This window comes from Bradyrhizobium sp. U87765 SZCCT0048 (assembly GCF_018131225.1).
In the GTDB taxonomy this organism is placed as follows: Bacteria; Pseudomonadota; Alphaproteobacteria; order Rhizobiales; family Xanthobacteraceae; genus Bradyrhizobium_A.
This window is the reverse complement of record NZ_JAFCMM010000001.1, coordinates 311,311-332,303: the sequence shown is the minus strand read 5'-3', so window position 1 is coordinate 332,303 and position 20,993 is coordinate 311,311. Positions and strand designations below refer to the sequence as shown.

Here is a 20,993-nt window from a genome sequence, read left to right as displayed (position 1 = left end):
AAGCTGCCATTCCCGAGGAGAGGATCGTTCATGACCACGAGACTGTTGTCTTCGTTTTCCGCGCGCCCGATCGCTGTCACGTTGATGATCGGAGTGTTGATGAGCAGCGGCGCCGCGCTCGCTCAGAAAGCCTACGATCCCGGCGCGACCGATACCGAAATCAAGATCGGCAATATCGAGGCCTACAGTGGTCCAGCCTCCGCCTACGGGATCATCGGCAAGACCGAGGAAGCCTATTTCAAGATGATCAACGATCAGGGCGGCATCAATGGCCGCAAGATCAACTTCATCTCCTATGACGACGCCTACAGCCCGCCGAAGACGGTCGAGCAGGCACGCAAGCTGATCGAGAGCGACGAGGTGCTGCTGATCTTCAATGCGCTCGGCACCGGTCCCAACACGGCGATCCAGAAGTATCACAACGCCAAGAAAATACCGCAGCTGTTCGTCGCCACCGGCGCCAGCAAGTGGGACGATCCCAAGCAGTTCCCCTGGACCATGGGATTCCAGCCGAGCTATCGTTCCGAGGCGCGGATCTTCGCCAAGTATATCCTCAAGGAGAAGCCGGACGCCAAGGTCGCGGTGTTCTACCAGAACGACGATTTCGGCAAGGACTATCTCGCCGGCCTCAAGGACGTGTTCGGTGACAAGGCATCGAAGCTGATCATCGCCGAGGAGAGCTACGAGATCTCCGAGCCGACGATCGACTCCCACATCGTCAAGCTGAAGGCGACGGGGGCCGACGTGCTCGTCGACATCACAACGCCGAAGTTCGCGGCGCAGGCCATCAAGAAGGTCGCTGAGCTCGACTGGAAGCCGATGCACCTGCTCACCGACGTCAGCATTTCGATCGGCGCCGTGATGAAACCCGCTGGTTTCGACGCCTCGGAGGGCGTGTTGTCCGCGGGCTACCTCAAGGACGCATCTGACAGCCAGTGGGCGAACGATGCTGGCATGAAGAAGTTCGACGCCTTCTACGAGAAGTACATGCCGGGCGCCAACCGTGCCGATCTCAACCTGTCCTATGGCTATGCTGCGGCCCAGACCATGGTCGAGGTCCTCAAGCGGAGTGGCGACAACCTGACCCGCGCCAACATCATGAAGCAGGCGGCGAGCCTCGATTTTGCGCCGGATACACTAATCCCCGGCATCAAGGTCAAGACCAGCGCCACCGACTTCGCGCCCATCGAGCAGCTGCAGATGATGCGCTTCAAGGGCGGCAAGTGGGAGATGTTCGGCGACGTCATCAGCGCCGATACAGGTGGCTAGACCTGATCCATTCCTGGTGAACAGCCGGGCCGGCGCATCACCTGCGCCGGCCCGTTGCATGAGATCGAGCATGATGGGCTGGACTGGCGACGGAGGCCGCGGACGACCGTCATGAAGATCGCGACATTCAACATCAACAACGTGGTCCGACGGCTGCCGAACCTGCTGGCGTGGCTCAAGGTGGCGAAGCCCGACGTCGTGAGCCTCCAAGAGCTGAAATGTAGCGATGCCGCATTTCCGGCTGCGGACCTCGCCCGCGCGGGCTACCGTGCGGTGTGGCGCGGCGAGCGGACCTGGAACGGCGTCGCCATCCTCGCCCGCAAGGCCGAGCCGGTGCTGATCCGCGACAGACTGCCCGGGGATCCCAGCGATGACCAGAGCCGTTATATCGAAGCCGCCGTTCGCGGCATCGTTGTCACATCGCTGTACGCGCCCAACGGCAACCCGCAACCGGGGCCGAAATTCGACTACAAGCTCGCCTGGCTCAGGCGGCTGCAGCGTCACGCCCGTACCCTGCTGAAAGCGGGCGTGCCGGTCGTGCTTGCAGGCGACTACAATGTTGCCCCGACCGCGCTGGATATCTATCCGACGCGCTCATGGGACGACGACGCGCTGATCTAGCCGAGGAGCCGGGCCGCTTTCGCGGCGCTGGTCAAGCAAGGCTGGACCGACGCGCTGCGCGCGCGCCATCCCGGTGTGCCGATGTTCACCTTCTGGGATTACCAGCGCAATCGCTGGAGCCGCGACGCCGGGCTGCGGCTCGATCACCTGCTGCTGTCGCCGGATCTGGCCGGCCGCCTGCGCGATGCCGGTGTCGATCGGGCGGAGCGGGGGCTTGCGGACGCCAGCGATCACGCGCCGGCATGGCTGGTGCTGAAATAGCGCCGCCGAGCAGGCCTACCAGCTTGCGGGCAGTCGCTTCAGTCCGCGCAGGACGAACGTCGGCCGCCACTCGGGATTGTCGGCGTCGTCGAGCCGCAGGCCCGGAACCCGTCGCAACAGCGTGGCGATCGCGATCTCCGCCTCGATCCGCGCCAGCTGGGCGCCGAGACAGAAGTGAATGCCGCCGCCGAACGACAGTGGCCGAACATTCGTCCGGGTAATGTCAAGGCGGTCGGGATGGTCGGGGTAGGCGGCGGGATCGCGGTTGGCGGACCCGAGCAGGCAGAGCACGTTTTCGCCCCTGGGAATGCGCTTGCCGCCGATGTCGTCGATATCTTCGAGCGCGACGCGCCCGGTCGACTGGACCGAGGAATCGTACCGCAGGAATTCCTCGATGGCATTGGTGATGAGCGCGGGGCTGGTTCGGAGCAGCGCGAGCTGGTCGGGATGGCGGTGCAGCGCAAGCAGTCCGTTGCCGATGAGATTGACCGTCGTCTCGTGGCCCGCACCGAACAGCAGGATGATGTTGGCCGTGAGTTCCTCGTTGGTCAGCTTCTGGCCGTCTTCTTCGGCGTGTACCAGCTGGCTGGTCAGATCGTCGCCGGGATTGCGGCGACGAAGCTCGAACAGCTGTCGGAAATACAGCTGCGCCATCTCGTTGCCAGCGTTGGCGTCGCGGATCTCCTCGGCGGACAGCGGCACGGGATCAAGCAGCCGGCCGCCGTCGCGCGAACTCTTGTAAAATACTTCGCGATGGTCCTCGGGAATGCCGAGCATGTCGCAGATGATGGTCACCGGCAGGCGGAACGCGAAATCCTCGATCAGGTCCATGTGGCCTTGCGGGATGATCCGGTCGAGCGTTTCATCGACGATCTGCTGGATGCGCGGCCGCATGTCCTCGACGCGGCGCGCGGTAAAGGCCTTGACGACGAGGCCGCGCAGCCGGGTGTGGTCCGGCGGGTCCTGCACCAGCATCCAGTGCCGCATGCTGCGATAGATCGGCTCTTCCAGGATCTGCGCACCGCTGCGCCGGGTCATGCGGTTGACGAAGTCCTTGCCGAAGCGCTTGTCGCGCAGGATCTGGCTGACGTCGGCGTGGCGGCTGGCGAGATAGATCCCGAGCGGCGTCAGATAAAGAGGATCGTCGGTTCGCAGGCGCTCGAACGTCGGATAGGGATCGCGGATGAAGTCCGGCGACAGCGGATTGAACAGCGGCTGTGCCGCGGCCTGGACATGTTCGTTCACAAGCGCCTCGCGGTCTGGGATCGTCGGCCGATGGCGGCAAGCCTACGTTCTCCGCCGTGCCGGCGCAATCGGCGCGTCAGATGGATGGGACGCCGGGCGGGACGGCTGGAGGCCGAGGGTGCGCACCGGTGGCCGAGGCGACAGAGGGTGCGAGGCGACCGTTCTGTCGCAGGCGCAACACCGGCCTGGCGATGTCATCGTTGCCGACGACGACATCGGCGTTCGCCACCGGGGCGCACAGGCGGTCGTAGAGCGCATAGGCCGGACGGTAGCGCCGGCGATAGAGTTCGCGAACCGCGTCCACTTCGCCGAGCTGATCGGCATCACGGCCCAGTCCACGGCTTTCGGCGATGTCCGCCGTGGTCTCCACGAACACGGCGAGATCCCAGCCGTCATCGAGCTCCGGTCGTTGCAGAAACGTACCGTCGACGATCAGGATGGCGTCGGGCGGCGCCGTGAGTGCTGGTTGAGTGATCGGCCTGTCGGCGGCCAGATCGAACGACGCGGTGCAGTAGCGCCGGTCGCCCCCGGGACCAAGCGGCGCGAGCAGCAATGTGATGACAGCGGTCAAGTCGCGGGCATCGTGATAGTAGCCTTCAGGACTATGGCGGCCGCGCGCATAGCGCTCCGCCCGCGGTCGATGAAAGCCGTCGATCGAGGTGCGGATCACCGCACGGCCTGTGGCCTGCAATGCCACGGCGAGTTCGTCGGCGAGCGTCGTCTTGCCCGAGGCCGTCCGGCCGTCGATCGCGACCCGCAGCGGCCAGCTCTGGCGCAGGCCGCCGATGGCCTCCGCAAGCGTGGCGATCACCGTGGCACGGGACGACATGGTCTGGCTTCCTTCGATCGATGCGGACGGCATGGCAGCCGCCGGGCTATAGCCGCGCGGCGGGGCAGGCTCAAATCACACAATGTGTTGTGATGTGACAGGCAACCGGCAGGAGGGGATCTGCTAGACTCGCCCGCAGCCGACTCATGGATGCACGGACATGAAAGACAAGAAAGCCATCGTCGAGAACTGGCTGCCGCGTTACACCGGCGTGCCGCTCACTGAATTCGCCCCCTACATCCTGCTGACCAATTTCGAGCACTATGTCGCCTGGTTCGCGGCCCGGCACGCAGTTCCGGTTCGCGGCGAGGACCGGCCGATGCCCAGCGTCACCGCGGACGGCGTCACCCTGATCAATTTCGGCATGGGGAGCCCGAACGCAGCCACCGTGATGGATCTGTTGAGCGCCATCGCGCCCAAGGCGGTGCTGTTCCTCGGCAAATGCGGCGGCCTGAAGCGCAAGAACCAGATCGGCGATCTCGTCCTGCCGATCGCCGCCATTCGCGGCGAGGGCACGTCCAACGACTACCTGCCGCCGGAGGTGCCGGCGTTGCCGGCCTTCCAGTTGCAGCGCGCGGTGTCGTCGACGATCCGCGACCTCGGCCATGACTACTGGACCGGGACGGTCTACACCACCAACCGCCGCGTCTGGGAGCACGACGATCGCTTCAAGGAGCAGTTGCGCAGAACCCGCGCCATGGCGATCGATATGGAAACGGCGACGATTTTCGCAGCCGGGTTCGCCAACCATATCCCGACAGGCGCGCTGTTGCTGGTGTCGGACCAGCCGATGATTCCTGAAGGCGTGAAGACCGAGGACTCCGACCGCAAGGTCACCTCGACCTACGTCGAAACGCATATCCGCGTCGGCATCGAGGCGTTGCAGCACGTTCGCGCCCGTGGCCAGAGCGTCAAGCACCTGCGCTTCGAGGACGATTTCGACGACGGCCACTGACGCACGCCACGACCGCCGGGTGCCGTGGAACGTGGTACGCGTGTCGCCGCCATGCCACCGCGTTTTCCATTAGGGAGCGAGATGCATCCACACGGCTTTTGGTCCGGCGCAATTCACGGCATCATCAGCTTCGTCGCGCGGCAGATGGAGGTGATGGTCGCCCGTGGCAATCCGCTCGGGATCGTCACGCTATCCGACCCGGTGGCGCGCCGCAGGCGGCGATTGTTGCATTTGCCAAACGTGCAGCCTAAGGCTCCGGCTCGTTGGGCTCGGGCCGCATCGGCATCGGGAGCGCCACAATGACCAGGACCGCTGGCGGAGTGACGCGGCGCAAGGCATTGCCGCAGCTCAGCATCCGCATCGACTTCGCTTCCGATGGGCGGATAGGGCCGGGCAAGATCAGCTTGCTGGAGCAGATCGATGCGCTGGGTTCGATCTCGGCCGCTGGTCGGGCGTTGAACATGTCCTACAAGCGGGCCTGGGATCTCGTCGAGGAGATGACCAGGATTTGCGGCGTCGTGGTCGCGCGCCAGACGGGCGGGCGTGATGGCGGGGGTTCTGTCCTCACACCGCTCGGCGTATCGCTGGTCGAACGCTATCGCCGCATCGAGAAGGCCGCGACGGCCGCGGTGCGCGAAGATCTCGTCAAGCTGCAGTCGGATGTCGAACGCCGCAGCCGGGTGCGTCGGACAATAGCCTGAGCGCTCGAGCCGACAGCAAGCACGAGCGACCGAGGCGGGTGTTGCGCAGAGCGACTCTCGTTGGCGACCAGCGACGCGTCATGTCGGCGTGGCCAGCGCTTCGCCGATCGGCGGCCAGATGGTCGATGACGACAGCATCAGGGCTATGCTGAACCAACGGATGGTAGCAATCCCTTCACGTTCATTGATTGAAATACAGCCAGCTTTGCTGGTCGCGATCCGCGGCTGCGTCTCGATCGTCGAAGCGCACGAGGGCTTCTTTCCGTCATATTGCCTGCTAGCAGACAATTCATTAATCTCGGCGAATGCCGCCTCGCGATCGCGATTGACCGATCGGCGGGCGGGCGTGAAGAGTATGGAATGAACGAGATCAATCTCCAGATTCCCCGCCAGGCGGCCACATTGCGGCTGCTGGTGGAGGACAAGATCCGCAGCGCCATCGCGGCCGGTCATTTCAAGCCGGGGCAGCGGCTGATCGAGCGCGAGCTGTGCGAGCAGATCGGCGTCGGGCGGACATCCGTGCGGGAGGCGCTGCGCCAGCTTGAGGCGGAGGGGCTCGTGGTCACGGTGCCGCACAGGGGCCCCGAGGTGAGTTCCATCAGCCCGGACGAGGCGCGCCAGCTCTATGAACTTCGCGCGCTTCTGGAAGGGTTTGCGGGGCGAAACTTCGCCCGGAATGGCAGCGACGCCGCGATCGCCGAACTCGGCCGTGCCGTCGACGGATTCGCAACTGCTGCGCAGGGCAGCGATCGCGCCGCGCTGGTCGCCGCCAAGACGCGATTCTATGCCGTTCTGACCCAGGGCGCGGGCAACGTGTTCGTCACCCAAACCCTGACCACCCTCCACAACCGCATCACGCTGTTGCGGGTCACCTCGATGACCCAGGCCGGCCGGCTCGACGACAGCGTCGCCGAGATCCGCGAGATCTACGATGCCATCGTCGCGCGCGATCCGGAGCGGGCCGAGGCGCTCTGCAGGAACCACATTGCCAAGGCAGCCGAGGTCGCCATGGCCGTGCTGGCCCGTCAGGGGAGCGGGGCGCCGGAGTAGACTCTGGCTTTTCAGATTGACAGATTGTCTGACAATGGTGATACATCCTTGATCACCGCATGGTCGTTCAGCGTGGCCGCGCGGATCAGAGGACGAACGCCATGGCCACATCTTCTATCTCTCCCCCCGCCACCATTGCCGTGATCGGCCTCGGCCAGATGGGCCTGCCAATGGCGAAGCGCCTGATCGGCGCCGGCTTCACTGTGCACGGCGCAGACCTCGCCGAGGTGGCCCGCGCGGCACTCACGGCGGCGGGTGGCAAGGCTTTCACGGGGGCGGCCGAGGCTGCGGCCGGCGCCGCCGCCATCATCACCATGCTGCCGAACGGGCGCATCGTCCGCGACGTCCTGCTCGGGGACGGCGGCATCGCGAAGGCGTTGCCGAAAGGCACCCTCATCATCGACATGAGTTCGTCGGCGCCGACCGACACCACGGGCCTTGCGGCCGATCTCGCGCCGCTGGGCATTGCCCTGATCGACGCGCCGGTGTCGGGAGGGGTGCGCCGCGCCGTCGACGGGTCGCTCGCGATCATGGCCGGCGGGCCGCAAGACGAGGTGGAGCGCGCACACCCGGTGCTCGCGGCGATGGGCAAGTCGATCTTTGCCACCGGGCCGATCGGCTCGGGTCATGCGATGAAGGCGCTGAACAACTACGTTTCGGCCGCCGGCCTCGTCGCCGCCTGCGAGGCGCTGCTGGTCGGCCGCCAGTTCGGCCTCGCGCCGGAGACGATCGTCGATGTGCTCAACGCCTCGACCGGGCGCAACAACTCAACCGAAGTGAAGATGAAGCCGTTCGTAATCAGTGGAGCGTTCAACTCCGGCTTCTCGCTGGCGCTGATGGCGAAAGACCTGCGGATCGCGGCTGATCTCGCTGGCCATCTCGGGCTCGGCATTCCGCAGATCGCCGCCGTCGCCGATCTCTGGGAGAAGGCCCGCGGCTCCCTGAAGGCCGATGCCGACCACACCGAGATCTACCGCTTCCTCGCCGATATCGACGCCAACCGCACCGCAACCGCATGATCCTCCACGCCCGCCTCGCAGTCGCGCTCGGCGATCCCGAACTGCGTCGTCTCGGCGCGGGGCTCAGGGCCGGGCTTCATCTCCATGGCATGGGCGAGGAGATCCGCCTGCGGCTCGACGACGGCGAGGTGAGCTTCGATGTGCAGGCGCCGGCCGACATCGTGTTACGCGCGGGTGTCGCCGATTGGGAGCGGGTGCTGACGGTGCCGCCGCCACCACGCTTCCAGGCATTCACGGCATTTGCGATCGCTAACGACGCGTTCACCGTGGAAGGCGATCCGCTCCGGATCGCGCAGGCGCGGGGTGTGCTGGAGCGGCTGTTCGAGCTGGTCTGCGCCTCGCCGGCGGCGCCGGCCGAGACCATGCCGCGCGATATCGGTGAGATCGCCGGGCGCTATCACCAGGTGACGCTCGACGAAGGCGTCTGCGACATGTTCGCCGACAGCGCCGGCGAGGGCCGCCCGGTGCTGTTCCTGCACACCGCCGGGGCCGACGGTCGTCAGTTCCTCAGCCAGCTCGCCGATATCGGCCTTGCGCGCGGCTATCGCATGATCGCGCCGGACATGCCGTTCCATGGCCGCTCGCTGCCGCCGTCTGGCTGGAAGGGCGAGGCCTATCAACTGACGGCCGCGCGCTATCTTGGCTGGTGCAGCGCGTTCATCGAGCAGGTGGTCGGCGAGCGGGTTATCGTCGCGGGCGGATCGATGGGAGCGGCGATGGCGCTGATGTTGGCCGCCGAGCGTCCGGACCTGGTCGCAGGCGCGGTCGCGATCGAGCCGCCGTTCCGCTCCAAGGGGCGCCGCAACCCGTTCCAGCACCATGTCGCTGTTCATGCGGGACTGCATAATCCGGCGTTTGTGCGCGGCTTGATGAGCCCGACCAGCCCGCTCGACCAGCGCCGCCGCGCGGCCTGGATCTATGCCCAGGGTGCGCCGCAGGTCTACACCGGCGATCTCGCCTTCTACAGCGACGAGTTCGATGGCGCCGTGGTCGCGCCGAAGATCGACGCGGCGCGCACCCCGGTGGCGCTGTTGTGCGGCACTTACGACTACTCGGCGACGCCGGAAGACGGCGAGAAGCTCGCTGCGCTCATTCCCGGCGCGATGATGCGGGTGATGGACGGGCTCGGCCACTTTCCAATGTGCGAGCATCCGGATCTGTTCCGGCCGCATCTCGTCGCGGCGCTGGCGCACGCGGGCAGGTGAGCTGAATAGCCGGCTGCGGGTCCCCACACGAGACTATCATCTTCGCCGCTGGCGTCTTCCACGGCGTCATTGGGTGGCAGCAAGCCCTTCAAACGAACTGCGCTGCGCCCATGTCCCGCACGGCGCAGCGCAATCGTTTCGGCTGCTTGATGATTTGAAGCTCGATCGTCGTCATCCGTCATCTTGAGGTGGTCTCGCGAAGCGAGACCCTCGAATGATGGATTTCCAGATCGAGCCTAACTTATCACGCTTACTTCTTTTCAGGCAGCGCGCCCTCGGCCTTCAGCACCTCGTGCGCGGCCTTGAAGGCATCGAGGCCGGCCGGGATGCCGCAATACACGGTAGCGTGCAGCAGGATTTCCTTGATCTCCTCGACGCTGACGCCGTTGGCGAGGGCGCCCTTGACGTGCAGCTTGAGCTCGACCGGCTTGCTGAGGGCGGTCAGCATGGCGAGATTGAGCATCGAGCGGGTCTTGTGATCGAGGCCGGGACGGGTCCAGGCATAGCCCCAGCACCACTCGGTGGTGATGTTCTGGAACGCCATCATGAAGTCGTCGGCCTTGGCAATGCTGCCGTCGACATACTCGGTGCCGAGCACCGTGCGGCGAACCTGCAGGCCTTTTTCAAACTGATCGCTGTGAGACATGGGTACCTCTTTCGTGCCGGGGTTGGAAGTGATGGTCGCCGCTACAGCCCGAGATAGGCGCTGCGGACGGCGTCGTTGTGGGACAGATCCTGGCTGGTGCCGGCGAGCACGACACGGCCGGATTCCAGCACGTAGCCGCGGCTCGCGACCGACAGCGCAAGCGTCGTGTTCTGCTCGACCAGCAGGATCGCGGTGCCGGTCTTGCTGATGGCGAGGAAGCTGTCGTGCAGCTCGTCGACAACCTTGGGCGCGAGGCCGTGGCTCGGCTCGTCGAGCAGCAGCAAGCGCGGGTCGAGCATCAGCGCGCGGCCGATGGCGACCATCTGCTGCTCGCCGCCGGACAGCGTGCCGGCGGCCTGTGTGAGGCGCTCGCGCAGGCGGGGGAACATCGTCAGTACCCTTTCGCGCCGCCGCGACAGGTCCGCGGCGTGGCGAACGGCATAGGCGCCGAGCATGACGTTCTCGTCGACCGTCATTTCCGCAAACACGTGGCGGCCTTCCGGCACATGGGCGATGCCGAGCGCCGGGATCTGGTGCGGCGGCCGGCCGACGAGTTCGGTGCCCTCGAAGCGGATGCTGCCGCGCGCGGAGACAAGGCCGGAGATGGTGCGCAGCAGCGTGCTCTTGCCGGCGGTATTGGCGCCGATGACGCAGACGAACTCGCCGGCGTCGACGCTCAGCGCGACATCGTGCAGTACGTCGACGGCGCCGTAGCCCGCGTTGAGCGTGCGGATGTCGAGCAAGGGGGATGGACTGGGCATGGCAACTCCCGTCAGGCGGCGGCCGAGCGGCCGAGATAGGCCTCGATCACGGCGGGGTTGCGGGAGATCTCCGTCGGCGTTCCCGTCGCGATGAGCTGGCCGAAATTCAGCACGACAAGGCGCTGGCACAGCGACATGATCGCGCGCATGTGATGCTCGACGATGATCAGCGTCAGGCCTTCCTCGCGCAGTTGGCGCAGCAGCGCCATGAATTCGTCCATCTCGACATGGTTCAGCGCGGCCATCGCTTCGTCCAGCAGCAGCACGCGGGGTTCGGTACACAGCGCGCGCGCCACCTCGACGCGGGCGCGTTCGGGGAACGAGAGATCGCGGGCCAGCTTGTCGGCGATGGCGCTGATGCCGACACGCTCCAGGCACTGCCGGGCGAGATCGCGCGCGCCATCCACCGAGCGGCGCATTAGGCCGCCGGTAAGGACGTTGTCGAGCACCGAGGAATCCAGGAACAGCGCGACGTTCTGGAACGTCTTGACCATGCCGGCGGCGGCAATGCGGTGCGGCTTCAGCCCGACGAGATCCTTGCCCTGGAGACGGACGGAGCCGCTGTCGGGCCGGTGCAGGCCGACAAGGTTGCTGAACAGCGTCGTCTTGCCGGCGCCGTTGGGGCCGATCAGGCCGACGATCTCGCCGGCATTGGCGTCAAGCGAGACGTTCGATAGTGCCTGCAAGCCGCCGAAGCGCTTGGATATTCCGGATACCCGAAGCAGGGGCTCGGTCATGATTGTCCTCCCTTGCCAATGAGGCGCTTGAGGCGCGGGCCGATCGCCATGAAACCGCGCGGCTCGACCAGGATCACCAGGATCAGCAGCACGCCGAACACGAGCTGCGACAGGCCGGCGGCCTGGGCCGAGAAAATCTGGTTGGCGAATTCCTCGAGCGGGATGACGAAGAAGGCGCCGAGGATCGGGCCGGCTGCGGTGCCGACGCCGCCGACAATGGCGATCATCGCCATGCGCACGGAGATCGAGGCAACGCCGAACACCGTGTCGGGATCGAAGAAGAACTGGAACTGGGCGTACAGCGTGCCAAGACACGCGGTCAGCATGCCCGAGATCACCGCGGCGATGATCTTGGTGCGGGTGGTGTCGACGCCGATGGCTTCGGCGGCGTCGGCGTTTTCCTTGATCGCGCGCAGGCGGTAGCCGAGGCGGCTGCGCCGGATGGCGACGAAGATCAATGTGACCACCACGAGTGCCGCGAGCATCAGCCAGTAATACGGCCGCGTCTCCTTGAACTGCAGCATGGCGAGGCTCGGCGGCGCGAACGGCACCGACAGCCCGACCGGGCCGCCGGTGAGGCTGCCCCAGCTGTTGGCGATGACCCGCATCACCTCGCCGAACGCAAGGGTGGCGAGCGCGAAATAGTGGCCGCGCAGCCGCATGGTCGGCAGACTGATCAGCAGGGCCGCGATGGCGCCGAGCAGCGCACCGGCGATCATGCCGAGCCACGGCGAGATACCGAAATGGATCAGCAGCAGCGTCGAGGTGTAGGCGCCGATGCCGAAGAAGGCGGCATGGCCCAGCGAGACCTGGTTGGCGAGGCCGGCGACGATGTTCCACGACTGCGCCATGGCGCCGAACAGCAGCGCCAGACACAGGATGCGGATGGCATAGCCGCGCGGATCGAACAAGAAGGGAGCCGCGACCGCAGCTGCGATCAGGGCGACGAGAAGAATGAGGCGCATGGGTGAGCGGGTCATCGGGCGGCTCCGAGCAGGCCCTTGGGCCGCAGCGCGAGCACCGCGATGAAGACGACGAACAGCACGAGGTTCTGCAACTGGATCGGGAACACGAGGGCCGACAGCGACTGGATGATGCCGACCGCGAGGCCGCCGACCACGGCGCCGGCGACGGAGCCGAGACCCCCGAGCACGACGACCGTGAACATCAGCACCACGAACTGGCCGCCGACGGCCGGCGAGGCCGTGAGGTAAGGCAGGATGACCGCGCCGCCGAACGCGGTGAGGCCGACGCCGAGGGCAAACGCCAGCATGTGCATGCGGTCGGCGTTGATGCCCATCAGCTTGGCGGCCATCGGATCCTGGGCGGTGGCGCGCATGGCGCGGCCGAACCAGCTCGACTTCATGAAGACGAACAGCACCAGGCCCGAAGCCACCGACATCGCGAACGCGGCGAGATAGGGCACGCTGATGAACAGCGGGCCGAGCTGCAGCGACGACGTCTGGTAGGGCGTCGTCACCGAGCGGAAGCCGGAGCCGAACATCAGCAGCGCAGCATTCTCCAGCACGATCAGCAGCCCGACCGTGAGGAAGATCTGCGCGACTTCCGGCGCCTGCATGACGCGCCGGATCAGAAGGCGCTGCAGCAGCGCGCCGAGCGCGAACACGACGATGAAGGCGAGCGGTGCCGCCAGCAACGGGTCGAGGCCGAGCCATGCCCAGGCATAGTAGGCGACGAACATGCCGAGCATCAGGAACTCGGCCTGCGCAAAGTTCACGATGCCCATCACGCCGAACACCAGCGTCAGCCCGATCGAGATCAGGGCATAGACGCCGCCGATCATCAGTCCATCGAGGATGGCCTGCACCACCGCCATATCAGTCGTTCTCCGCTCTGCAGTCGAAAGGCGCGCGCGTCAGCTCGCCCAGACCGCCTTGCCCTTGGCGAATTCGGACGGCCACACGGTGACCAGTTCCTTGTTGCGCCACTGCACCATCACCGGGCTGGACAGGGTGTTGAGGCCGGCCTTGTCGAACTGCACCGCGCCGCCGGTCATGGTCCTGGTCCAGCCGCCCTCGAAGCGGGTGTCGTGCAGCACCTTGCGCAGGGCGTCGGGCTGGGTCGACTTGGCTTTCTCGAGCGCCTGTCCCAGCACATCCATGCACACCGCGTGCTCCAGCGCTTCGTGCACCATGAAATAGCCGAAGCGCTTGCGGAAACGCTCGGTCAGCGCGGTGTCGAGGTCGTAGTTGGCCGGCGAGATCGACAGCACGCCTTCGGCGAATTCGCCGAGACCCTTCTCGAAATCGGGAATGACGTAGCCGGCGGCACCGCCGATCGCGGGGATAGTGATTTTCTGCTGACGCATCGCGCGGATGATCTGCAGGGAGTCGTTGAGGTACGACACCGGGAACACGGCCTGGGCGCCGGAGGCGCGCAGCTTGTTGATCAGCGGCGTGACGTCGGTGATGCCGAGCGGGTAGGCGTCGTCCATCACCACCTGGACGCCGGCGGCCTTGGCGCCATCGCGCAGGCCGGTCGCCTGCGAGGTGCCATAGGCGGTGTCCTCGTACATGATGGCGACCTTTTCGAGCTTCTGCCCTGCGGCGGCGGCGAGGGCCACGGTGCCATCGAACTGCGCCTTGCCGAGCACGGAGGCCTTGGCGACGACCTGGAAGATGTTCTCGAAGCCGCGACCGGTGATCTGGTCGGAGAACGACATGGTCAGTAGCGGCACGCCGCGGCGCTCGGTCACTTCGGAGATCGCGATGGTGAGCGAGGAGGCGAATGCGCCGAGGATGGCGACGACGTCGTTCTGGGTCAGCAGGCGCTGGGCGACGTTGGCGGCCGTGGTCGGGGTCGAGGTCGAGTCGGCCACCACGAGGTTGATGCGCGCGCCCCCCAGCGACTTGATGCCGCCGGCGGCGTTGATCTCGTCGGCAACGAGCTCGATGCCGTTGCGGGAGTTGATGCCGAACTGCGCGTTGGCGCCCGACAGCGGCACGATCACGCCGACATTGACCGCCTTGCCCTGCGCCCGTGCGTCGCGCAGCACGAACGGCATGGCGACGCCAGCCGCTGCGAGCGAGAGGGCTCGCCGCCGGGTCACACCTGCCGTCGTCCTGATTTCAATCTTGCTCACGGGTCGCCTCCCTGGATGCTGCTTGCGCTTCGCGCTTGGCCAACGCCCACGCCAGGTGGGCCGATGCTGGCGGCAACCTGACTCAGTCGCCGATTGCCTGTCAATAGCATTGACAGATTGTCTGATAGTATTCAGTGCGCGCTTTGACGCAGCGATCGGGCGGCTCTCTGCTTGGCTCTCCTCGTGTCTCTCCCCTTGGCGGATCAGAAATTGCTGTTATTTAGAAACCGGACGGTTGGTATCTTCAATCATGAGGCCTATGATGAATCCGATGCTGCTGGGCTACGGCGCCCTCGGACTTGCGATCGCGTGCGAGGTCGCAGGATCAGCGCTGTTGCTGAAGTCGGAGCAGTTCACACGGATGGGGCCGATGGTCGGCATGGGCGTGCTGTATGTGGCGGCGTTCTTCTTCCTGTCGCAGGCGCTGAAGGTAATGCCGCTGGGCGTCGCCTATGCGATCTGGGCAGGACTTGGCATTGTGTTGACGGCGATCGTCGGCGTCGTCGCCTTTCGTCAAGTGATGGACCTGGCCGCGTTCATCGGCATCGGCCTGATCGTCGGCGGCGTGGTGGTGATGCAGGTGTTTTCGCAGGCGACGGGACATTGAGATGACAGGCAGCGGTTACAGCCGGAAGAAGGAGCCCGAGGCGGTGCGGCGAGCGCTGCTCGATGCCGCGGCGCGCCTCGTCCTGCAGCATGGGCTTGCCGGCGTCTCCATCCAAGCGGTCGCCGATGCCGCCGGCGTCACCAAGGGCGGTCTGTTCCACCACTTTCCGAGCCGGGACGCACTGCTGGACGGCATGCTGGCCGATCTTCTCCAACGGCTCGACGACGAGATCGACGCGCTGATGGCGAACGATCCCCAGCCCCACGGCGCGTTCACACGTGCCTATGTCAACAGTGCGCTTGCCGGCAACGAGTTCGCGTTCGGTGGCGACATGGCGGCGCTCAGCATGGCGATGATCACCGACCCACGGCTGCGGCCGTTCTGGGCGACCTGGCTGCAGGAACGTCTCGTGCGCCATCGCGACACCGATGATACGCCGCTTCTCGAAGTCGTGCGTTTTGCGGCCGATGGCGCATGGTTCTACGGCGCAGCTGGCACGGAGGGGGCGAGCGAGCAGCTCGCGCCGCTGCGGGAGCGGCTTGTCGCGATGACATATGAGCCCTAGCAGTTCCGCCGTCCCGGAACGCCGCCGCGTTTGTCAGGCGTGTTCTGTCATGCAGCTGTCGTTCTCGGCGCCCGAGCCGCGCGAGGGCGCATTTGGCTTGTCCCTGCCGGAGAAGTCGGCGACACTGTCCGCCCTTTCAGTTGCGTTATTTTCGTCGATCGATTGCGTGAAACGATTTTGAAGGCGCGTCGGAGCTGCCATTGCGACCGACGGCGCATGATGGGGCAAGCATGCGACGGTATATCGTCTTGAGAAGCTCGGCGACGCGGCGCGGGGCGGCCGGTGTGCGCGGGGTGGACAGCGGCGCCGATGTGTCGATCGAGGCGGGAGAATTTTCCGAAAAGGAGCTGCGTGACATTGCGCGCGATCCGAAGACGCGCGCAGTTGCGCCGGCGATGCGCACGACGCTGATCGAGCCGCTCGGCGAAATGATTGCCGCCGGCCGACCCGAGAATTGGGCGCTGTCGGCGATCCGGGCCGATCACAGCAAGTACACCGGCGAGGGCGTCGTCGTCGCTGTCGTCGACACCGGCATAGACCGGTCGCATCCGGCCTTTGCCGGCGTGGCGATCGAGCCTCGGGATTTTACCGGGACGGGCGTCGGAGACGGCCATGGCCATGGCTCGCATTGCGCGGGCACGATCTTTGGGCGGGACGTCAAGGGGCGCAGGATCGGGGTTGCGCGCGGCGTGTCCCGGGCGCTCGATTGCAAGGTTCTCGACAAGCATGGCAGCGGCGAAGCGGAGATGGTGTTCAAGGCCATGCAGTGGGCTCTCGACGAGCGAGCCGACGTGATCTCGATGTCGCTGGGCTTCGATTTCACCGGGATGGTCTCCGACATGGTCGCCGACAACTGGCCTGCCGATCTCGCGACGTCGGTGGCGCTCGAGGCCTATCGCAGCAATCTGCGGATGTTCGACGCCATGATGGCGGTGCTCAAATCGCGTTCGTCATTGGGCGTGTCGCCCATCGTGATCGCGGCAACCGGAAACGAAAGCCGCCGTGATCTGAAGAAGGATTATCGCATTGCCGCGTCGCTGCCGGCCGCCGCCGATGGCGTCGTGTCGGTCGGTGCGCTGTCGTTCGACGGTGCGATGTTTCGGGCCGCGAATTTCTCCAACATCTGGCCGACGCTCAGCGCACCGGGCGTCAACATCCATTCGGCCTGGCGTGACGGGCAGATGAAGTCCTGCAGCGGCACCAGCATGGCCTGCCCGCATGTCGCAGGGGTTGCAGCGTTGTGGTGGCAACGCCTCAGGGCGGAAGGGCGCAAGCCCGATGCGGAGAGTGTCGCGGCGCGGCTGCGGGCAACGGCACGACGGGAGCGTTTCGCTGCGGATTGCGACGAGGCCGATATCGGCGAAGGGCTGGTGACGGCGCCGTGAGCCGCGCCGATCAGGACGAGATCAAGGACGAGACTTCGACATTCACGGCGTCTTCCGCGCGATCGAAATAGACGACGATCGGCACGCGCTGACCAAGGATGTGATCGGCGCGAATGATCATGTCCGCTTCGCCCTGCGCGACCAGTCCGCTTTCATCGTGCTCGACGCCAGCGGTCTTGGTCGCGGACACGCGATCGGCGAGGGGACTGGATATGCTCAGGCGATCATCGACGACCTTGGCTTCATCCAGGAAAACCGCCTTGTTGCCGATCGTGAACGGCAGCCGGCGTGTCACCTTGACCTTGACGTGCAGGTCGAGGACGTCCGGATCGGATGGAGCGCGCCGTGTCGCGTCGACGTCGAGGAAATATCTCAGTTTCATTGTCGACAGCAGCCGCAGCAGCCCGGAGCGGAATTGGCGCTGCTGGCTCTCGTCGAGTTTCAGAGGGGATGCATTCGGGTCGAGCTCACCGCGAAACTGCGGCGCGCTGACGACAAGCGCATAGGCCGCCTGACGCGCTTCGTCCGCGTCGGCGAGCAGCATCTTGCTGTAGAGCCGCGCCGGGATCGTGGAAGCTTCGAAGGCCTCCGCGGCGGACAGCGGCGCTGACTTGCTTGGCATCTTGTCTCTCTCCGCGACGGAAAGAAGAAACCGTGACGCTGCCCTGATGCCGTCGATCCGATCATAAGCCTCTGGTGCTTCGAGGCTTTTGACGATGATGGATGGCAGAGATTGCCGGGCGGTTAACGGTCCCTCGCGGGTGGAAGTTCCGGCCTGCGTTTCGGGAGCAGGGTTCCCATGGGAAGGATTGTGCACCGCGATTGCGGCATCGGCAACCGCTTCGGGGCGCATCTGGATCAATTGGCTGAGCGTGGTCGCCGGTGCGTTGATCGTTCGAACGAGCTTGGTTGCAGGCGCAACGAGCAGGCCGACGATCTTGCTCCGCAGTTCGTCCAATGATGGCAGCGTCGCCAGCCCTTGAACCGCCTCGGCGCTCAGGGCCACCGGCCCCATCGCGCCGCCCACGATCTTGAAGTCCTCGTTCGCCTTGGCGAATTCGACGGCGACCTTCGGCGCGGCGATTGGATCGGAGGAGGTCGCAATCAAGGTTTGTCCGACCAGCAGGGACGATATCGAGGCGTAGTCTGTGCCGAGGATTGCGATCCGGGCGAGCCTGTTCTTGGCGACCTTCACGGACGCGCCGGCAAGTTTCATTTGCCGGCGGAGCGTCTCCATCTGGCGGACAGTCAGTCCGCCATAGAGCGCGACGACCACGACCCCGGTCTTTCTGAAAACCGAGTTGAGGTTCGCGACCTCCTGCTTCTTGGCTGCTCGTTCCACGTGCGACCTGCCGGGTTGTAAAGGCGCTGGGCAACGCCTGAGGTTGACGTTCGGATTGCAACTGGGACGTTCGCGGACAGTCGCCGACGCGGGTCAGTTCAGGACATATCCGTCCGGGCCGATGAAGTTGTAGAGCAATGCCATGGGATGCCCGTCTTGCAGCAATTCGCGGCGGGCTCCGGTCAATGCTTCGATCAGCGTCCTGCGGCCCTGGTCGAGATGGCGATAGATCGAGCGGGCGAACCGCGTCGCAAACGTGTCGTCGACCGGGCCCGTGGTGTAGATCACGCACGCGGCATTCTGGCTCTTGAGATACCAGGCCATCGACGTGCGGAAACTGCTCGATCCGCGCCCGGATGAGCACGCGTTCAGAAAGACGCAACTGCCGGTGAGATCGAAGCGGTCTGCGGGCGGCATCGCGCCTTTGCCGACGAAAGCTTTCGAGCGCACGCGCATGCGGAACATGCGCTCGGTGATCTCGACGTGGGCATTGAAATGCTTGACGTGATGGCGATCATGCATCCAGTCCCGGAAGATCGCGACGTCCCGTTCGCCGACGCTTTCGCTCAGTGCATCGAGAACGATCAGCGTGCCGCTGTCGCGGGCCAGCTCCATCGCAAGATAGATTTCCTCGATATCGGGGCGCTGTGGACTGTTGTGGGCCGTGCAGGCGCTTGCCAGGCTGTCGTCCTCCGCATAACCGATGCGCCGTTCAGTCACCTGAAGGGCGGGGTAGAGGGCGTTCAGGTCCGGAGCCGACCTGTTGTCGATGCGATAGATGCAGGGCCATCTGGCGCCCAGAAAAAATTCCTCGTCGCCATCGGTCAGCAGACAGAATTCAACGAGATGTTGCGGCAGCGTCCCGTCGGTAATTCGGGAAATCGTGGGAAATCCCAGTGCTTTCATCTCCCTGACGAACTCGTGCTGGCGTTCGCCGAACAAGGCGCGGGTCAGTCGTCTTCCGCAGGTCTTGAGCGCGTCGAGATCGCCGTGACGCGCTTCCGGAGAACGTCCTGCCCAGCCTCTCACGACGTCCGGAAGGGAATCCAGAATGCCATCGAGTTCGAGCGAGGCGTCATGAATTTCATCGTCCGGACCGCTCTCGATGGTCAGCGCGCCGCCGGAGATTGTCGGAACGACACACCATTCCCACCGGTGATGGGAACGGCGGAAAAAAGCCGCCGCAAAGCTCTCGTGCAAGCCGCCGGACGCCATTGGAAATGACCAAAAAAATCAGGATCGGACAATGACCGGAATTCTCGTCTGCGCGGCAGACGGTGTCAAGATCATCAGGTCGATGCGGTGGTGCCGGCCCTTGAGCGGCTTGATCTTGAAACGGGCGGGCCGTCCGAACTCGGCGTGCACGAACGATGGCTCGAGGCGGCAAGTGCTGCTCAAGGGCACGAGCTGGAAGCCGTGGGCATCTGTCGGACGGAACAGCGATTTTCCGGCGTATCCGGCGTGGATGGCGAACTCGCTGTCGAGCACGAATTCGACGAACCTGTCGTCGCCGATCGCAGCTGTGTCGGCCAGAGTGGTCGCCGATGCCGCGCGCGATCGTGTCATCGTTCCGGACAACCAGCGGGCAAGCGTTGCCATGTCCAGCGTCAGTGACATGGCGAAGACATGGCGAAGAAGATCCTTCTCCGTTCCGGCCGGGAGCCACGGCGACAGGCGGAACGGAAGCCGCATGCCGGTGAAGGGGCGCATGTGAAAGCCGAACGGCGGCGGAAGAGGACTTGGCGCGTCCTGCTCGGTGGGCCAGAGCTGAAGCTGGCGTTCGGTCGTGTCGTCGCTGAAACGCGTTCCCAGCCTGTCGCTGGTGATCGCCTGTCGCGTTGCGCCGGCCCGCAGAAAGCCGGCCATCGCTTCGAGATAGGTGCTGGAGACGACGCGCCGGCTGGCGCCGGACGATGTCATGCGCGACATGGAATCGGCACGCAGGCGCAGGGCAATCGCGCGAAGGATCGAGGTTTCTTCGGTAGCGGACGCCGCGATAAGGTCGTCGCACAGCCTGACCGACAGCTTCGCATCGCCCGCGATCTCGCGGCAGAGGAGGGCGTCGACGATCATTTCCAGCCGGTTGCGCGTCCAGCCACGCCGGCGATTGCGCCTGGCGCTGCCGACAAAGCGCAACAGGGCGAGATCGAGCGTTTGCCGCGCGCCTGGATATCGTGGCGGCGCACGCAGCGCCGCGAGGACGCGCGCGCCAATGTCGGCGATATCGATCGCCGCTTTTGCAGATGGCGGCACGAACAGGTCGAGTTCCGGCCGATCCGAGGTCTTGAGCAGGATGATATCGTCGGGCGACAGCGGCGAAGCGCCGGTCTCCATGTCGACGATCAGGAATGGTGCGCTCGGGGTATCGGGATTGAGGGAGCGGCGAAAAAAATCCGCGTCCGGCCTGGAGGCCGAGAGCAGCCAGATCGATGGCCCGTCGGATGTCGCAACGGGAGGAGAGATCGGCAATTCCAGCTGCGCGCTTGATGGTGGTTCGTCGCGCATCCAGCTTATTCCGTCTCTAAGTCGCACGGACGTGAGCGACGCGAATCGTGAATCTGGCTGCTTGATTCTGCGCTTACCGAGGCGTGATCGCTATCGCCGTCTCGGTGGATTTCACAGAAAATGCTTGCGCGGGATCTTGGCGTGTCGTGGCTCTTCCGGGTCGAAATGCAACGGGGCCCCTGGCATG

The 20,993-nt window shown here is 65.3% G+C and carries 20 protein-coding genes and 2 pseudogenes; 11 read left to right on the top strand and 11 right to left on the bottom strand.

Annotated features, from left to right (window positions below; all coding sequences use genetic code 11):
* The first annotated feature begins 84 nt into the window (after positions 1-84).
* On the top strand, positions 85-1,269 hold the full coding sequence (locus JQ639_RS01435; RefSeq protein WP_211970174.1) for an ABC transporter substrate-binding protein: 1,185 nt from the start codon (positions 85-87) through the stop codon (positions 1,267-1,269).
* A gap of 111 nt (positions 1,270-1,380) precedes the next feature.
* A pseudogene (locus JQ639_RS01430) lies at positions 1,381-2,151 on the top strand (exodeoxyribonuclease III).
* A 15-nt stretch (positions 2,152-2,166) separates the two neighbouring features.
* On the opposite strand, the gene JQ639_RS01425 reads toward JQ639_RS01430, so the two are convergent.
* Both JQ639_RS01425 and JQ639_RS01420 read right to left on the bottom strand, forming a co-directional pair.
* A complete protein-coding gene (locus tag JQ639_RS01425; protein WP_211970146.1) occupies positions 2,167-3,396 on the bottom strand; it encodes a cytochrome P450 in 1,230 nt (409 codons plus the stop codon).
* Positions 3,397-3,472: 76 nt separating this feature from the next.
* The gene (locus JQ639_RS01420) at positions 3,473-4,225 is read right to left on the bottom strand and encodes a nucleoside/nucleotide kinase family protein (RefSeq protein ID WP_211970145.1); all 753 of its coding nucleotides are present in this window, start codon (positions 4,223-4,225) and stop codon (positions 3,473-3,475) included.
* 160 nt (positions 4,226-4,385) lie between these two features.
* Between JQ639_RS01420 and JQ639_RS01415 the strand changes: the two genes are divergently transcribed.
* The 6 genes from JQ639_RS01415 (at position 4,386) to JQ639_RS01390 (ending at position 9,155) form a co-directional block, all read left to right on the top strand.
* Positions 4,386-5,180, top strand: a complete 795-nt coding sequence (locus JQ639_RS01415) for an AMP nucleosidase (RefSeq protein ID WP_211970144.1) — start codon at positions 4,386-4,388, stop codon at positions 5,178-5,180.
* 320 nt (positions 5,181-5,500) lie between these two features.
* Entirely contained in the window at positions 5,501-5,881 is a 381-nt protein-coding gene (locus JQ639_RS01410; protein ID WP_349644686.1) for a winged helix-turn-helix domain-containing protein, read from the top strand.
* Between the two features lie 88 nt (positions 5,882-5,969).
* On the top strand, positions 5,970-6,245 hold the full coding sequence (locus JQ639_RS01405) for a hypothetical protein (RefSeq protein WP_211970143.1): 276 nt from the start codon (positions 5,970-5,972) through the stop codon (positions 6,243-6,245).
* The gene (locus JQ639_RS01400; protein WP_211970142.1) at positions 6,242-6,931 is read left to right on the top strand and encodes a GntR family transcriptional regulator; all 690 of its coding nucleotides are present in this window, start codon (positions 6,242-6,244) and stop codon (positions 6,929-6,931) included. Before JQ639_RS01405 ends, JQ639_RS01400 begins: the two co-directional genes overlap by 4 nt.
* A gap of 101 nt (positions 6,932-7,032) precedes the next feature.
* Positions 7,033-7,950 (top strand): NAD(P)-dependent oxidoreductase, encoded by a 918-nt coding sequence (locus JQ639_RS01395; protein ID WP_211970141.1) that lies wholly within the window; start codon positions 7,033-7,035, stop codon positions 7,948-7,950.
* Positions 7,947-9,155, top strand: coding sequence for an alpha/beta fold hydrolase (locus tag JQ639_RS01390; protein ID WP_211970140.1), 1,209 nt, complete (start codon positions 7,947-7,949; stop codon positions 9,153-9,155). The genes JQ639_RS01395 and JQ639_RS01390 overlap by 4 nt, the downstream gene beginning before the upstream one ends.
* Positions 9,156-9,405: 250 nt before the next feature.
* Here JQ639_RS01390 and JQ639_RS01385 read toward each other — a convergent pair whose 3' ends face one another.
* The 6 genes from JQ639_RS01385 to JQ639_RS01360 are packed head-to-tail and all read right to left on the bottom strand — an operon-like array spanning position 9,406 to position 14,402.
* Entirely contained in the window at positions 9,406-9,801 is a 396-nt protein-coding gene (locus JQ639_RS01385) for a carboxymuconolactone decarboxylase family protein (protein WP_211970139.1), read from the bottom strand.
* 41 nt (positions 9,802-9,842) lie between these two features.
* On the bottom strand, positions 9,843-10,544 hold the full coding sequence (locus JQ639_RS01380) for an ABC transporter ATP-binding protein (RefSeq protein WP_211970172.1): 702 nt from the start codon (positions 10,542-10,544) through the stop codon (positions 9,843-9,845).
* A gap of 29 nt (positions 10,545-10,573) precedes the next feature.
* Positions 10,574-11,299, bottom strand: coding sequence for an ABC transporter ATP-binding protein (locus JQ639_RS01375; protein ID WP_211970138.1), 726 nt, complete (start codon positions 11,297-11,299; stop codon positions 10,574-10,576).
* Positions 11,296-12,279 carry a branched-chain amino acid ABC transporter permease gene (locus tag JQ639_RS01370; protein ID WP_211970137.1) on the bottom strand — a complete coding sequence of 328 codons (984 nt, stop codon included), beginning with the start codon at positions 12,277-12,279 and terminating at the stop codon, positions 11,296-11,298. Before JQ639_RS01370 ends, JQ639_RS01375 begins: the two co-directional genes overlap by 4 nt.
* On the bottom strand, positions 12,276-13,136 hold the full coding sequence (locus JQ639_RS01365) for a branched-chain amino acid ABC transporter permease (RefSeq protein ID WP_249123631.1): 861 nt from the start codon (positions 13,134-13,136) through the stop codon (positions 12,276-12,278). Before JQ639_RS01365 ends, JQ639_RS01370 begins: the two co-directional genes overlap by 4 nt.
* 39 nt (positions 13,137-13,175) lie before the next feature.
* On the bottom strand, positions 13,176-14,402 hold the full coding sequence (locus tag JQ639_RS01360) for an ABC transporter substrate-binding protein (RefSeq protein WP_349644687.1): 1,227 nt from the start codon (positions 14,400-14,402) through the stop codon (positions 13,176-13,178).
* Positions 14,403-14,664: 262 nt separating this feature from the next.
* On the opposite strand from JQ639_RS01360, the gene JQ639_RS01355 reads away from it, so the two are divergent.
* The 3 genes from JQ639_RS01355 (at position 14,665) to JQ639_RS01345 (ending at position 16,959) form a co-directional block, all read left to right on the top strand.
* On the top strand, positions 14,665-15,009 hold the full coding sequence (locus JQ639_RS01355; protein WP_211970136.1) for a DMT family transporter: 345 nt from the start codon (positions 14,665-14,667) through the stop codon (positions 15,007-15,009).
* A gap of 1 nt (position 15,010) precedes the next feature.
* Positions 15,011-15,574: a TetR/AcrR family transcriptional regulator gene (locus tag JQ639_RS01350; protein ID WP_211970135.1), complete on the top strand. Its 564-nt coding sequence runs from the start codon at positions 15,011-15,013 to the stop codon at positions 15,572-15,574.
* A gap of 230 nt (positions 15,575-15,804) precedes the next feature.
* On the top strand, positions 15,805-16,959 hold the full coding sequence (locus tag JQ639_RS01345; RefSeq protein WP_211970134.1) for a S8 family peptidase: 1,155 nt from the start codon (positions 15,805-15,807) through the stop codon (positions 16,957-16,959).
* Positions 16,960-17,812: 853 nt separating this feature from the next.
* Here the strand turns inward: JQ639_RS01345 and rplJ are convergent.
* From rplJ to JQ639_RS01330, 3 genes and pseudogenes are all read right to left on the bottom strand, one after another.
* Positions 17,813-18,301 (bottom strand): annotated as a pseudogene (gene rplJ / locus JQ639_RS35155) (50S ribosomal protein L10); the annotation flags it as partial.
* A gap of 93 nt (positions 18,302-18,394) precedes the next feature.
* Entirely contained in the window at positions 18,395-19,516 is a 1,122-nt protein-coding gene (locus JQ639_RS01335) for a CHAT domain-containing protein (protein ID WP_211970132.1), read from the bottom strand.
* An 18-nt stretch (positions 19,517-19,534) separates the two neighbouring features.
* Positions 19,535-20,806, bottom strand: coding sequence for a hypothetical protein (locus JQ639_RS01330; RefSeq protein ID WP_211970131.1), 1,272 nt, complete (start codon positions 20,804-20,806; stop codon positions 19,535-19,537).
* Between the last annotated feature and the right edge of the window lie 187 nt (positions 20,807-20,993).

Coding starts and splice junctions, on each gene's coding strand:
- JQ639_RS01435 (WP_211970174.1), top strand. CDS start 85: ATGATCGGAGTGTTGATGAGCAGCGGCGCCGCGCTCGCTCAGAAAGCC.
- JQ639_RS01420 (WP_211970145.1), bottom strand. CDS start 4,225: ATGTCGTCCCGTGCCACGGTGATCGCCACGCTTGCGGAGGCCATCGGC.
- JQ639_RS01415 (WP_211970144.1), top strand. CDS start 4,386: ATGAAAGACAAGAAAGCCATCGTCGAGAACTGGCTGCCGCGTTACACC.
- JQ639_RS01400 (WP_211970142.1), top strand. CDS start 6,242: ATGAACGAGATCAATCTCCAGATTCCCCGCCAGGCGGCCACATTGCGG.
- JQ639_RS01395 (WP_211970141.1), top strand. CDS start 7,033: ATGGCCACATCTTCTATCTCTCCCCCCGCCACCATTGCCGTGATCGGC.
- JQ639_RS01390 (WP_211970140.1), top strand. CDS start 7,947: ATGATCCTCCACGCCCGCCTCGCAGTCGCGCTCGGCGATCCCGAACTG.
- JQ639_RS01385 (WP_211970139.1), bottom strand. CDS start 9,801: ATGTCTCACAGCGATCAGTTTGAAAAAGGCCTGCAGGTTCGCCGCACG.
- JQ639_RS01375 (WP_211970138.1), bottom strand. CDS start 11,299: ATGACCGAGCCCCTGCTTCGGGTATCCGGAATATCCAAGCGCTTCGGC.
- JQ639_RS01370 (WP_211970137.1), bottom strand. CDS start 12,279: ATGACCCGCTCACCCATGCGCCTCATTCTTCTCGTCGCCCTGATCGCA.
- JQ639_RS01365 (WP_249123631.1), bottom strand. CDS start 13,136: ATGGCGGTGGTGCAGGCCATCCTCGATGGACTGATGATCGGCGGCGTC.
- JQ639_RS01355 (WP_211970136.1), top strand. CDS start 14,665: ATGAATCCGATGCTGCTGGGCTACGGCGCCCTCGGACTTGCGATCGCG.
- JQ639_RS01350 (WP_211970135.1), top strand. CDS start 15,011: ATGACAGGCAGCGGTTACAGCCGGAAGAAGGAGCCCGAGGCGGTGCGG.
- JQ639_RS01345 (WP_211970134.1), top strand. CDS start 15,805: ATGCGACGGTATATCGTCTTGAGAAGCTCGGCGACGCGGCGCGGGGCG.
- JQ639_RS01335 (WP_211970132.1), bottom strand. CDS start 19,516: ATGGCGTCCGGCGGCTTGCACGAGAGCTTTGCGGCGGCTTTTTTCCGC.
- JQ639_RS01330 (WP_211970131.1), bottom strand. CDS start 20,806: ATGCGCGACGAACCACCATCAAGCGCGCAGCTGGAATTGCCGATCTCT.